The organism is Bifidobacterium sp. M0399 (genome assembly GCF_016100595.1).
Classification (GTDB): domain Bacteria; phylum Actinomycetota; class Actinomycetes; order Actinomycetales; family Bifidobacteriaceae; genus Bombiscardovia; species Bombiscardovia polysaccharolytica.
Genome location: NZ_JACFSD010000001.1, coordinates 373,185 through 387,111, shown reverse-complemented (window position 1 = coordinate 387,111; position 13,927 = coordinate 373,185). Strand labels below are relative to the sequence as shown.

Here is a 13,927-nt window from a genome sequence, read left to right as displayed (position 1 = left end):
GGCTAGAGGTCCATCAGTTCCTCGATGGGACCCACCCGGTACTCCTTGAAGACCACCTGGCCGCTCTCCTGGGTGGCATCCAGATCCACGATGCCTGCGATGCCCCAGTCGCGTTCGCCCTCGACGTCGTCAAAGATCTGTTGGACCCGCCAGGTGTGCCCCTGGTACTCGTCACGGTCATCCAGGCTGAAGAAGTCCGAGGACCTGGCCTGGGCATCGGTCAGAATCTGCTCATGGTCCTCGTAGAGGTCGTCCAGCGCGTCGCTCCAGGCCCGCAGGCCATAGCCCCAGTCCGCATCCAGGTCGGCCAGGACCTCCGGCCGGTCGGCGGCCGCCAGTTCCACCCGCTGGAACATGGCATTGCGCACCAACAGGGTCAACCCACGCCGGTCCGCCACCACCTGGTTTTCCACCTTGGGCGGAGCGGCATCCAGACCGCTTGCGACTTCGCCATTTTCGGCCCTGCCTGCGGCCTCCCACTCATCAACCAGGCTGGAATCCACCGAGCGGACAATCAACCCCAGCCAGGCCAGGATGTCCTCCAGCCGCTCATCCATGAACTCTTCGGGCACCGTCCTGCTGAGCGCCCGATAGGCGTCGGACAGATAGCGCAGCAGTGTCCCCTCCGACCGGGATATTCCATAGCGGGCGATGTAGCCGTTGAAGTCCGATGCCGTCTCGATCATGTCCCGCAGAACAGACTTGGGGTGGATCTCATAGTCGTTGGCCCAGGGAACATCCCGGCGGTAGCGGTCGAAGGCCTCCCCCAGCAGCTCCTCCAGGGGCTTGGGCCAGGTCACCTCCTGCAGACGCTCCATACGTTCCTCGTACTCCAGGCCATCCTCCTTCATCTGCTGGATGGCCGCATCGCGGGCCTGCCGCTGCTGTGCCTTGAGTATCTGCCGGGGATCCTCCAGGGTGGCCTCGACCATGGAGAGCAGATCCATGTCATAGTCAGGGTCCTCGGGATCCAGCAGCTCCAGGGCGGCCAGCAGGAAGGGCGAAAGGGGCTGGTCCAGGGCGAAGTCCTCGGGCAGGTCCACGGTCGTGAAGTAGTCCAGGCCGCCGTCGGGGTTCCTTTCGGTCTCGATGACCCCGGTGTCGGTCAGGGTCTGGAAGATCTCGTCTGCCCGGTCCTGCAGATGCTCCTTCTGCTGCGGTGTCTGACGGGAGTCCTCGATCAGGTCCTCGACCCGTCTCCTGGCATCACCGCCCTGGTCGACCTCGTTGAGCACCATGGCGTGGGATATCTTCAGGTGCGGCGTCAGGGTCTCGGGACGTGCTTCGATCAGCTTGTCGAAGGTTCCCTTGCCCCAGGTTACGAACCCCTCCTGGGGCTTCTTCCGCTTGATCCGCTTGAGCTTCTTGGGGTCGTTGCCGGCTTTGGCCACGGCCTTGGCGTTCTCTATCTCGTATTCGGGGGCCTCGGCCACGACCAGCCCGCTGGTATCGAAGCCCATGCGTCCGGCCCTGCCAGCAATCTGGTGGAATTCCCGAGCCCGCAGGCGGCGCATCCTGTAGCCGTCGAACTTGGTCAGTCCGGTCAGCAGGACCGTGTGGATGGGTACATTGATGCCGACCCCCAGGGTGTCCGTGCCACAGATGACCGGCAGAAGGCCATCCTGGGCCAGCTGCTCCACCAGACGCCGGTACCTGGGCAGCATGCCCGCATGGTGGACCCCGACCCCGGTGCGCAGCAGCCGCTGCAGAATCCTGCCGAAGGCCGTGGTGAAGCGGGTGCCGGCCATGACATCCTTGATCCGGTCGCGCTGGCCCCGGTCGGAGACCCCCGTGCTGGACAGGGCCTGGGCCGTCTCCAGGGCGGCATCCTGTGAGAAGTGGACGATGTAGACCGGCGAATCCCCATCGGCCAGCAAGGACTCCACAGTGTTGGGCAATGGGGTGTCCACATAACGGTAATCCAGTGGGACCGGTCGGGGGGCGTCGGCGACGATGTCCACCCCCACCCCGGTTTTGCGCTCCAGGTCCTGGGCGATCTGATCCACGTCGCCCAGGGTGGCCGACATAAGCAGGAACTGCACATCGGGCAGGGTCAGCAGGGGCACCTGCCAGGCCCAGCCTCGGTCCGGATCCCCGTAATAGTGGAACTCATCCATGGCCACACAGCCGATATCGGCATGGCGACCCTCCCTGAGCGCCTGGTTGGCCAGGATCTCGGCAGTGCAGCAGATGACCGGGGCATCCGTGTTGATATGGGTGTCGCCGGTGATCATACCCACCCGGTCGCGACCCAGAACCGAAACCAGGTCGAAGAACTTCTCGGAGACCAGGGCCTTGATGGGAGCCGTGTAATAGGAGCGCCGCCCAGTGCACAGGGCGATGAAATGCATGGCCAGGGCCACCATGGACTTTCCCGAGCCGGTCGGGGTCGACAGAATCACATGGTCGCCAGAAACCAGGGAGAGGACAGCCTCCTCCTGATGCGGCCAGGGGGTGATGCCCCGGGAAGCCACCCAGGAGAAGAAACGGTCGTAAATCTGATCCTCGGTCAGATTGCGGGGGCCTCCCGCCTCAGGGACCAAGTCGCCCAAGGAGACTGGTTGGTCGGTTGAGGCGGTTGAGGAATCAGCATGTTCTTGGACCATGTCCACCAGTCTATCCGGCCAGGCACACAAGTCCGGCCGGACACAGGCTTCGTCAACTAAGTCCAGAAACGGGAAAGCCGCCAGACAGGGAACAGCAAGGAGCTCTTCGTCAGCTCCTGTTCTTGCTGTCTTTGTCGCTGCCGCCTTTCTTCTCCTTCCTGGTCTTCCCCTCGGCTTTCTGCTCACCACCGGAGCGGCTGCCACGGCCGGGTTTAAGGAAGTCCGGAATCTCAAGGCTCGCCTTGTGCGGATCGACCAGCGTGTCGGGCTGGGTCCTGTCATAGCCCTGGATGTAGCGGGTCTTCCTCCAGTGCTGGATGGAGGCATTGGATCCACGGTGGTGGGCGTGGTACTGCAACGGCGCACCGCCGTACCGGTCCTCGTCCACCTCCTTGGCTACGGCTATCTGGTTGACGTTGGAGGGATCCATGATGGCCACGGGCGCGGCCGGCTCCACGAAGTCGGCGGGGGCGGCAGTGCGCTCCTGCATCTTCTTGGGCAGCCAACGGGCGAAGTGCGACAGCAGGAAGCAGACGAAGAAGTAGACCACCGAGGCCACCACCAGGGTCTGCAGGATGTTGAAGTACATGGAGCCCAGACGACGGGACTCCTGCAGCAGATCCGTGTACATGATGATGGAGCCCAGAGCCGTATCCTTGAGGACCACGACCAGCTGGGTCACGGCCGCCGGTAGCATGGCGTAGACGGCCTGCGGAACCTCGATCTGCATCAGCGACTGGGTCCTGGTCAGCCCCAGTGCCAGGGAGGCCTCACGCTGGCCGTTGGGCAGGTTGCCCACCCCCGAACGAATCAACTCAGCCACCACGGAGCCATTGTAAAGAATGAGGCCCAGCACGACGGCCCAATAGGAGGCCTGGCTGACTCCGGCAAAGGCGAACCAGCGCCAGAAGAAGATCATCATCATAAGAACCGGGACGGCCCGGCAGAACTCCACGATGATTCCTGAGACTGCCCTTACCAGCCAGTTGGGCAGCAGACGGCCAAGGCCGAAGACAAACCCAAAGATGACCGAGCCAATCACTGCAACCACCGAAGCCTTGATGGTCAGCCAGAGCCCAGGCAGATAGAAGTCCGACCAAGCTTCGTAGTCCAGGGCCGGACGCCAAAGCTCCCAGCTGAGCTGGTTCTCCCCATCAGGAGGATTGTGCAGCCTCATCAGCACCAGAATGACCACTATGGCGAAGATGATAGCGGCTATCCAATTGGCGATTCGTATGGTGCGCCGACCCTTGGGACCGGGCTGATCGAAGAGCAGCGAGCTCTCATTATCTGGTGCCATGGCCGCTCACCTCCTCACTGCCAGCTTGTTTGACAGGTACGTGGTCAAAGCTCCGATGGGCAAAACCAGAATCACATATCCTAGGGCGAAAATCAGGAAGATGGCCACAATGGCATTGGCGTGGAACTCTATCATCTCGCTCATCAGGGAGGAGCTCTCGGATGCCACGGAGGCGGCCGCAGCCACGGTGGAGTTCTTCAGCAGGGCGATGAAGGTGTTGCCCAAGGGCGCTACCGAACCACGGAAGGCCTGGGGCAGAATGATCTGCGAGGCCGACTGGAAGAAGCTCAGCCCCAGGGCACGGGCCGCCTCGGCCTGGCCCAGAGGCACCGTGTTGATGCCCGAGCGCAAGGACTCGCAGACAAATGCTGCCGTATACAGGGACAGGCCCGTCACTGCCAGCCAGAAGAAGTTGACGGAGAATTCCGGCGAGAAGCTGATCTTGAGCTGTGCGAAGGCTCCCAGGACCATGAAGACCATGATGATGGTCAAAGGCATGTTCTGGAAGAACTCCACATACCCTCGGCCGACGGCCCGCAGGGAGGAGATGGGCGAGATGCGCATGATCACCAGGATGATGCCCAGGATCAGCGAGAAGAGGGCCGACCAGAGGGTCAGCTGGATGTTGACCCAAAAGGCTGCCGGGATGTCGTAGTCGGTGAACAGTTCGATGATGGTTGACATCTCACTCCCCCTCCTTGGGCTTAGGTGGGTTGTAGCGCGGATCGGGTTTGTAATGGGTGCCCCGGGTGTTGTTCTCGAGCGCCCGCTGCCAGGAGCCGTTGGCCTCCATGTCGGCCAGAGCCGCGTTGATCTTGTGGGCCAGCTTGGTATTGCCTTTTTTGATGCCCACACCGTAGTACTCCTGGGTGAAGGGCTTGCCCACCAGCCGCAGCCTTCCACGTGAGGCGGAAGCCAGACCAGCCAGGATGATGTCGTCAGTGGTGACTGCATCGACGATGCCGGAGAAGAGGGCGGTGGCGCATTCGGCGTAGCCCGGCTGCTCCATCAGCTGGACTTCTTTCGCGAACCGTTTCTTGACGGTGACGGCCGAGGTGGATCCAGTCACTGAGCACAGTCGTTTGCCATTGAGGTCTTCGGGGCCACGGATATGGTGGTCCTCCTTGCGCACCAGCAGGTCCTGTCCGGCCACGATGTAGGGTCCAGCGAAAGAGACGGCCCGCTTGCGCTCATCCGTTATGGAATAGGAGGCCAGGATCATGTCCACGTCGCCGTTCTGGAGCATGGCCTCACGCTGCTTGGAGGGGGCCTCCTTCCAGACGATGTCGTCGGGGCTATAACCTAGCTTGTCGGCGATGTAGGTGGCCACGTCCACGTCAAAGCCCACATAGGTTCCGGCCTTCTTGAAGCCCAGACCAGGCTGGTCGAACTTGATGCCCACCCGAATCTTGCCTGCCTCCTTGTCGGAGCCGCAGGCCGCCAAGGAGATCAGGCAACCCAAAGCGCACAGGATCGCGGTCAAATTCCTGGCAAGCCGTTTCAACGGCTGGCCCATGCCATGCATGCTTGCATTCATGCGGATACGCTTCCCTCCTGCTTCAGTGGGTCAGAATCTTGGACAGGAAGTCGGCGGCCCTCTGGGTCTTGGGGTGATCGAAGAAGTCGTCGGGGTCGTCCTTCTCCAGAATCCGTCCATCGGCCATGAAAACGATATGGTCGGCGGCCTGGCGGGCAAAGCCCATCTCGTGGGTCACGCAGATCATGGTCATGCCCTCCTGGGCCAGCTGAATCATCACATCCAGCACCTCGTTGACCATCTCCGGGTCAAGAGCCGATGTGGGCTCGTCGAAGAGCATGATCTTGGGCTGCATGGCCAGGGCGCGGGCTATGGCCACGCGCTGCTGCTGGCCGCCTGAGAGCTGGGAGGGCATCTTGGAGGCCTGGGATTCCACGCCCACCCGGGCCAAGAGGTCCATGGCCAGGTCCTCAGCATCCTTCTTGGGCATATGGCGCACCTTGATGGGCGCCAGGGTCATGTTCTCCAGGATGGTCTTGTTGGCGAACAGATTGAAGGACTGGAAGACCATGCCCACCTCGGCCCTGAGCCGAGCCAGGTCACGTCCCTCCTGAGGCAAAGGCTCTCCCTCGATCCTGATGACACCGGAGTCGATGGACTCCAGACGATTGATAGTCCGGCACATGGTGGACTTGCCGGAGCCTGAGGGGCCGACCACCACCAGCACTTCGCCGGTATCAACCTGCAGGTTGATGTCTTTGAGGACGTGCAGGTTGCCAAAATGCTTCTCGACGTGCGCCAGCTCGACCAGCGGCCCGGAATTATCCTGGACGGGGCGATCCGAGGCCGGTTTCTCCGGCAGAATCCGCTCCGACGGCTGTTTGCTTGTTTCGCTCATATTGGGCAGTTTACTCATCCTTTGTTGCAGAGCGGCCATAGAAACGGTTCTCCTGAAAAGCAGAGCCACTGGCCGAACGCGACCAATTGACCTGCTGCGCGTAAACTGGCCTAAACAATAAGGGCCGAAATCCCGCAGAATTCCAGCCCTTTTAGACTCTCGTCGACCAGTGACGAAGTGCGCTCAGTCGGTATCCTCCTGATCCGGTTCCCAATCCACACCGGTCTCGGCGCGTTGCTGGTCGGAGATGGGCGCCGGAGCCCCGGTCATAGGATCCTGGCCGCCACCGGACTTGGGGAAGGCTATGACATCGCGGATGGAGTCCGCTCCGGTCAGGATCTGGGCAGTCCTGTCCCAACCGAAGGCGATGCCTGCGTGGGGCGGAGCGCCGTATTTGAAGGCCTCCAGCAGGAAGCCGAACTTCTCCTGGGCCTCCTCGGGGCCGATGCCCAGCACTTTGAAGACCCGATCCTGAATGTCGTCGCGGTGAATACGCACCGAGCCGCCGCCCATCTCCTCGCCGTTGCAGACGATGTCATAGGAGTCGCTCATGGCGTGTTCGGGATCCTTGTCGAAGCGGTCGATCCAGTCGGCCGAAGGCATGGTGAAGGGATGGTGCATGGAGGTCCACTTAGAATGTCCCACGGCCACATCGTCGTCGTCCGGGTCGTCGGTGGGCTTGAAGAGCGGGAAGTCCACCACCCAGGTCAGGGCGAATTCGTCGGGTTTGAGCAGCCCCTGGCGACGGGCGATCTCCACACGGGCCGCGCCAAGCAGGGTTTGCGAAGCCTCACGGGGACCGGCTGCAAAGAAGACGGCATCCCCGTCCGTGGCGCCTACGGCCTTCTTGAGGCCTTGGCGCTCGGCATCAGACAGGTTCTTGGCCACCGGGCCCTTGAGAGTGCCGTCGCCAGTGAACTGGACATAGGCCAGACCCTTTGCACCACGCTGGCGGGCCCATTCCTGCCAAGCGTCGAACTGCCTGCGGGGCAGGTTAGCCGCACCCTGGTAGACCACGGCGCCTACGTATGGAGCCTGGAAGACCCGGAAGGGGGTGTTCTTGAAGTAGTCGGTCAGTTCGACGATAGGGTTGCCGAAGCGCAGGTCAGGCTTGTCGGAACCATACTTGTCCATGGCCTCCTGCCAGCTGATCCTGGGGATGGGCAGGGTAACCTCGAATCCTGCAGCCTTCCAGACCTCGGCAATGACCTGCTCGGCCATGGCCATGACGTCCTCCTGGGAGGCGAAGCTCATTTCGATATCCAGCTGCGTGAACTCGGGCTGCCTGTCGGCGCGGAAGTCCTCGTCGCGGTAGCAACGGGCGATTTGGTAGTAACGCTCAAAGCCGCCCACCATCAGCAACTGCTTGAGCAGCTGGGGAGACTGCGGCAGGGCGTACCAGGATCCGGGCACCAGGCGGGCCGGCACCAGGAAGTCACGGGCGCCCTCGGGGGTGGACTTGATCAGGGTCGGCGTCTCGATCTCGCAGAAATCCATCTTATCCAGGGCAGCACGGGCGGCACGGTTCATGGCGGCCCTCAGACGGATGTTGTGCTGCATGGAGGGGCGACGCAGGTCCAGATAACGGTAGCGCAGCCGCACATCCTCGCCGGGCAGCTTGTTCTCGGCCTCGTTCTCCAGGGCTGTGGACACCTGGAAGGGCAGGGCTGCCGACTTAGCCAGAACCTCAATCTTGTCTGCAACGATCTCGATGTGTCCGGTGGACAGGTGTTCGTTGTCATTGCCCTCAGGACGTTCGCGAACCTTGCCGGTGACCTGAATGACGTACTCGCTACGCAGGGGCCGGGCCTCTTCCTCGTCATAGATGACGATCTGCACCAGACCGGAGCGGTCACGCAGGTCGATGAAGGCCACGCCTCCGTGATCACGGCGGCGATCCACCCATCCGGCCACCGTCACCTGGCGACCGACCATATCTTCAGTGACATCCGTGGCGTAGCTCGTTCTGTAAGCCGACTGGCCCATGCTTTCCTGTACCTCCATAATGCTCGGCCTGCCCCTGCGTCAGGCCTGGTATTCCACACTCTGCCGGGCATACAGGCTATCCGGCGTCCACGACACCAGGTCAGCCGGAGTCTGATTCCCGGTGATGATGTTCTTGACCTGGTCGCCCTCCTGCTGGCCCTCCTTGGCAGGGAACCAGACATAGGGGATGCCCAGGTGGTCGGCATAGCGGATCTGTTTGCCAATCTTGGCTGCAGTAGGCGCCACATCAGCGGCAATACCCCTGGCCCGCAGATCCTGGGCGATGTGGTTGCTGATGGTCCGATCCTCCTCGTCCCAGACGGCGACCATGACCGCAGCCGGAGAAACCCTGGAGGCCTGAACCCCGTGGGCCAGCAGGTAGGAGAGCAGGCGAGAAAGCCCAATGGACAGCCCTACTCCTGGATAGGTCCGGTTGCCCTGGCTAGCAAGATTGTCATAGCGGCCGCCGGAACAGATGGATCCCAGGGACTGCGCCCCCTCCAGGAAGGTCTCGTAGACAGAGCCGGTGTAGTAGTCCAGCCCGCGGGCAATCTTCAGGTCGGCGATGACCGAGCCAGGCCGAATGCGGGCAGCCTCGTCGATGATCATGGCCAGCGTCTTTAGCCCCTCAATGGCTAAGGCGTACGAAGAAGACTCCTTATCGATGCCAACCTTGTCAACCAAGGCATCGAACCGCTGGCGCAGCTGCTTGCCATCGTCGGCGGTCAGCTCGGCCAGATCCAGGCACGCCTTGGCCTGATCCTGATTGGCGCCGCACTCACTGACCAACAGGCTGGCCACCTCGTCAGGGCCAATCTTGTCCAGCTTGTCGATCTCGCGCAAAACGCCCTCGACATCCTCCAGACCCAGACCCCGGTAGAATCCCTCGGAAAGCTTGCGGTTGTTGGCATGCACAGTGGGCTTGGGCAGGCCGAAGGCCCTCAGCTCCTCCAGAGCACTCAGCATGACCAGGGGCACCTCGACCTCGTAGTGGTCGGGCAACTCTCCGTTGCCAATTACGTCAATGTCAGCCTGAACGAACTCCCTGAACCGTCCCTCCTGGGGGCGCTCTCCTCGCCAGACCTTCTGAATCTGCCAGCGTTTGAAGGGGAAGGTCAAGTCGTTGCTGTGCTCCACAACATAGCGACTCAGCGGCACGGTCAGGTCAAAATGCAGCCCCAGCCGGCGCTCCACTGGCACATCCTTTTCCTGGCCCAGATCCTGCAGTCGGGAGAGCAGGTAGATCTCCTTGCTGGTCTCCCCCTTCTTGAGCAGGCTGGAGCCCTCTTCTACGGCTCTGGTCTCAATGCCGATGTAGCCGTTCAATTCGAAGACCTTGCGGAGCGTGTCGAGGATGCGCTGCTCCACCACTCTTTGCGAAGGAAGCCATTCTGGGAAACCGGATAGAGATGTGCCTTTTGCCATAAGAACCTATACTATAGGAGGTCAAGGAAAATGGTATTGCCATATTTTGCGATCTCTCCAACACACAAGCCTAAGGAGCTGGCCATGGCCGACAACACCGCCATCACACCCGAGAACACCTCGACACCGCAGGAGGAGCACACCGCGGACGCGGAGGGCCAGGTCGCCGCTGCGACAACGCCCGAAGCCGGGCAGGAACAGGCTGCCCCCGGACAGACCGCATCTACTGAGGATGCACCAACCCAGAGCGCACCGGTACCGGCTGAGCCACAGCCTGCAACTGCGGAAGCACCCGCGCCAGCAGCTACACCTGCTGCGCCCAAGCCCAAGGCGGTTCCCTCCCCCGCAGCTCTGGCCCACAAGGCCCCTCACGTCAAGGCCGCCCCGGCCGCTCCCACCTACAGCCAGGAGGAGATCGACAAGGCAGAAGCCTTCGGCCGGGTGGACGAGCAGGGCAACGTCTTCGTCCGCGAAGGTGACCAGGAGCGCCAGGTGGGCCAGTTCCCCAATGCTGATGCCAAGGAGGCCCTGGACCTTTATGCTCGCCGATACTTGGACCTCAAGGAGAAGCTGAACCTATTCGCCTCCAGACTGCGCAGTCCCAAGATCAAGGCCCACGAGATCGACGAATCCATAACCTCACTCAAGGAGGAGACCAGTCAGCCTGAAGCAGTCGGCGACCTTGCCGCCCTGCGCACGCAACTGGAGCAGCTGGCCGAAAAGGGGCAGACTCGCAAGGCTGAACTGGCGCAGGCACGCAAGGATGCCATGGCCAAGGCCATCAAGGAGCGGACCGCCATCGTGGAGAAGGCCGAAGAGCTGGCAGCATCCCTGGGCGACTCCACCAACTGGCGATCCACAGCAGACAAGTTCCGTTCCCTCTTCGAGCAGTGGCAACACCACCAGCGCACCACCATCCGCATCGACAAGGCCGACGCGGACGCGCTCTGGAAGCGTTTCTCCTCCGCCCGCACCACCTTCAACCAGGCCCGCCGCAAGTGGGCCCAGCAGCGTGACGCCCAGCGGTCCGAGACCAAGCGGATCAAGGAAGAAATCATCGCCGAGGCCGACCAGATCAAGGACTCCACTGACTGGGGACCCACTTCCCATCAGTTCAACGAGCTCATGGACCGCTGGAAGCAGGCCGGGCGTGCAGGACGTCAGGATGACGACGCCCTCTGGGCTCGGTTCCGTCAGGCCGCGGATGTCTTCTTCAACGCCCGTCAGGCCGACCGAGACAAGACCTCGGTCAACGAGCGCGAGAACCTGACCAAGAAGGAGGCCCTGGTGGCCAAGGCCGAGGCCTTGCTGCCCGTCAAGGATTCCAAGGCCGCCAAGCAAGCCCGGCAGGAGCTGGCCAAGATTCAGGAGGAATGGGACGCCATTGGTTTCGTCCCCCGTGACGACGTGCGCCGAATCGAGGGCAGGATGGATGCCGTGGACCGGCAAATCAAGGCCGTGGAAGATGCGGCCTGGAACCAGTCCGACCCCGAGGCCGATGCCCGCGTCTCCAGCTTCGAGCAGCAGCTGGCCGCCCAGCTTCAGGACCTGGATCAGCGAATCGCCGCCGAGCAGGATCCGGCCAAGAAGCAGGAACTGGAGGCCGAGAAGGCCACCAAGGAGCAGTGGATGAACGCCGTGCGCTGATTGTAGCAGTTTCCGTTAGAACCCCCGGCTTAGTCATTGACCACCGGGGGTCTTTCTGTAATAACCGTTAATAACCGTCTTTTTAATAACCGTCTTTTAGACTTTGAGCCGTTGAATTTTCAAGGCTGAAAGCAAGTAATAGGTTTGACGAGATACCGGCAAAATGCCGTCGCGAGAGTAAGAGGAAAAGTAGGCATAACGGTGATTGCAGGGAAAGTCAGATGGCCCGCATATGAGGTCTGGTCGAGCCCTTGGCTCCGGTCAGCCGGTAGGCATCGAAGACACCGTCGATCTTCCTGACAGCCGACAGGAGCGTATTCAGATGTTGGGGGTCGCCCATCTCGAAGACGAATTGACTGACCGCAACCCGGTCACGACCGGTGGATTGGCTGCCCGACAGGATGTTGACCCCGTGGTCGGACAGGACCTGAGTAATGTCCGAGAGCAGGTGGGGCCGGTCCAGGGCCTCCACTTGAATCTGGACCATGAATGTGCCCTGTTTGCCCGTCCAGGAGACCTCTATGATGCGTTCGGGCTGCTTCTTGCGCAGTTCCAGAAGATTCTGGCAGTCGGACCGATGAACCGAGACGCCCTGGTTGCGGGTGATGAACCCGGTGATGGGGTCCCCTGGCACTGGAGTACAGCAACGGGCCAGCTTGACCCAGACATCGTCCACGCCCTTGACCGAAATCCCCTGGGAGGTCTCCGGCCGGCTGGACTTGGTGACCCGCTGCAGGGGAATGGCCTCCTGCTCCACCTCGTCCTCAAGGGCCGACCGGCCGGCATCATGTACCAGCCGGGAGATCACGTTCTGAGTGGAGACCTGTCCGTCGCCAATAGCGGCGTAAACCGCCTTCTCATTGGGATAGTTGAGCTCGTCGGCAGCCCCCACCATGGCTTCAGGGGTCAGCAGGCTGGCCACGGGCAGGTTCCGCTTGCGCATGGCGCGGATGAGCTCGTCCTTGCCCTCCTCGATGGTCTCCGAACGGCGCTCCTTGCTGAACCACTGACGGATTTTGCTGCGGGCACGGGGGCTCTTGGCAAAGCTGAGCCAGTCGCGCGAGGGCCCATCGGTGTCGGACTTGCTGGTCAGAATCTCTACCGTGTCCCCGTTGCGCAGCTTGGTGTCCAGGGGGACCAGGCGGCCATTGACCCTGGCGCCCATGGTTCTGTGGCCAACCTCGGTGTGGACGGCATAGGCGAAGTCCACGGGCGTTGAATCGGCCGGCAGGGAGATGATCTTGCCTTTGGGCGTGAATACGTAAACCTCGGCCGCGCCCAAATCATCCTTAAGGGAGCCCAGGAACTCGTTGGAGTCCGGAGTCTCGCTGGTCCAGTCGGCCAACTGCTGGATCCAGGTCAGGTTGTCCTCCTGGCTCAGCTCCCCCTCCTGGCGTTCACGCTTGACGTCGGACTTGTCGGGCTGGGAGAGCTCGCGGCCTGCAGAACCGTTCTCCTTGTACTTCCAGTGGGCGGCGATGCCGAATTCGGCGCGGCGGTGCATCTGCCAGGTGCGAATCTGGATCTCGACCGGCTTTCCGCCCGGGCCCACCACCGTGGTATGCAGGGACTGGTAGCGGTTGGTCTTGGGCATGGCGATGTAGTCCTTGAACCGCCCAGGCACCGGGCTCCAACGGGCATGGACTGCACCCAGGGCAGCATAGCAGTCGCGAATGGTATCCACGATGATGCGCACCCCAACCAAGTCGTAGATGTTGGCGAAATCGTGCCCGCGCACGATCATCTTCTGGTAGATGCTGAAGTAGTCCTTGGGCCGCCCTGTCACCTGAGCCTTGATGCCCTGAGCATCCAGATCCTCGTGAATCTCGTCCAGTATCTGCTGCAGGTAGACCTCCCGCTGGCCGGCTCTGCGGGAGACAAGGACCACGATTTCATTGTAGATCTTGGGATAGAGGGTCTTGAAGCTGAGTTCCTCCAGCTCGGTCTTGATGGCGTTCATGCCCAGCCGGTTGGCAAGGGGCGCATATACGTCCAGGGTCTCACGAGCCTTGCGCTGGGCTGATGAAGCCTTGACATAGCGCCAGGTGCGGGCGTTGTGCACACGATCAGCCAGCTTGACCACCAGGACGCGCACATCCCGGCTCATGGCCACAATCATCTTGCGGATGGTCTCAGCCTGGGCCGAATCGCCGTAATCCATCTTGGATATCTTGGTGACCCCGTCCACCAAGCCAGCCACCGTGTCGCCGAACTCGTCCCTGCACTGCTCCAGGGTGTAGTCGGTGTCCTCCACGGTGTCGTGCAGTAGACCGGCCGAAACTACCGTGGGCCCCATGCCAAGGTCGGCCAGAATTTGTGCCACAGCCAGTGGATGGATGATGTAGGGCTCGCCAGACTTGCGCCTCTGGTCGGCATGCTGGACCACGGCCCGGTCATAGGCGCGCTGAAGCACGGACAAATCCTCATCAGGATGATGGGCGGCGCAGATCTCCCAGATTGGCATCAGGGGGTTGAGCGGATCGTCGCTGACCTCACAGCCCAAGGCTCTGGAGGACAAGCCAGAAGGGGCCTGGTCGCCGACATCATTGCTACAGACGCTGCCCTCCTGAGTGACCATTCAAGCCTCC

The 13,927-nt window shown here is 61.9% G+C and carries 9 protein-coding genes; 1 reads left to right on the top strand and 8 read right to left on the bottom strand.

Translation table 11 applies throughout. From position 1 onward, the window contains the following. Positions 1-2: 2 nt before the first annotated feature. From H3V09_RS01345 to hisS, 7 genes are all read right to left on the bottom strand, one after another. Positions 3-2,606, bottom strand: coding sequence for a DEAD/DEAH box helicase (locus H3V09_RS01345; RefSeq protein ID WP_232339327.1), 2,604 nt, complete (start codon positions 2,604-2,606; stop codon positions 3-5). A gap of 109 nt (positions 2,607-2,715) precedes the next feature. Then, positions 2,716-3,906: an amino acid ABC transporter permease gene (locus H3V09_RS01340; protein WP_198190685.1), complete on the bottom strand. Its 1,191-nt coding sequence runs from the start codon at positions 3,904-3,906 to the stop codon at positions 2,716-2,718. Between the two features lie 6 nt (positions 3,907-3,912). Then, positions 3,913-4,590 carry an amino acid ABC transporter permease gene (locus H3V09_RS01335; protein WP_110412705.1) on the bottom strand — a complete coding sequence of 226 codons (678 nt, stop codon included), beginning with the start codon at positions 4,588-4,590 and terminating at the stop codon, positions 3,913-3,915. 1 nt (position 4,591) lies between these two features. Beyond that, positions 4,592-5,422, bottom strand: a complete 831-nt coding sequence (locus tag H3V09_RS01330; RefSeq protein ID WP_046323731.1) for a glutamate ABC transporter substrate-binding protein — start codon at positions 5,420-5,422, stop codon at positions 4,592-4,594. 43 nt (positions 5,423-5,465) lie between these two features. Further along, on the bottom strand, positions 5,466-6,320 hold the full coding sequence (locus tag H3V09_RS01325) for an amino acid ABC transporter ATP-binding protein (protein ID WP_269748803.1): 855 nt from the start codon (positions 6,318-6,320) through the stop codon (positions 5,466-5,468). A gap of 144 nt (positions 6,321-6,464) precedes the next feature. Next, positions 6,465-8,267 (bottom strand): aspartate--tRNA ligase, encoded by a 1,803-nt coding sequence (aspS, locus tag H3V09_RS01320; protein WP_198191103.1) that lies wholly within the window; start codon positions 8,265-8,267, stop codon positions 6,465-6,467. Positions 8,268-8,306: 39 nt separating this feature from the next. After that, positions 8,307-9,692: a histidine--tRNA ligase gene (gene hisS, locus H3V09_RS01315; RefSeq protein WP_198190684.1), complete on the bottom strand. Its 1,386-nt coding sequence runs from the start codon at positions 9,690-9,692 to the stop codon at positions 8,307-8,309. Positions 9,693-9,776: 84 nt separating this feature from the next. On the opposite strand from hisS, the gene H3V09_RS01310 reads away from it, so the two are divergent. Continuing rightward, the gene (locus H3V09_RS01310) at positions 9,777-11,339 is read left to right on the top strand and encodes a DUF349 domain-containing protein (RefSeq protein WP_198190683.1); all 1,563 of its coding nucleotides are present in this window, start codon (positions 9,777-9,779) and stop codon (positions 11,337-11,339) included. A gap of 217 nt (positions 11,340-11,556) precedes the next feature. On the opposite strand, the gene H3V09_RS01305 is transcribed toward H3V09_RS01310, so the two are convergent. Beyond that, positions 11,557-13,917 carry a RelA/SpoT family protein gene (locus H3V09_RS01305; RefSeq protein ID WP_232339326.1) on the bottom strand — a complete coding sequence of 787 codons (2,361 nt, stop codon included), beginning with the start codon at positions 13,915-13,917 and terminating at the stop codon, positions 11,557-11,559. Positions 13,918-13,927 lie beyond the last annotated feature (10 nt).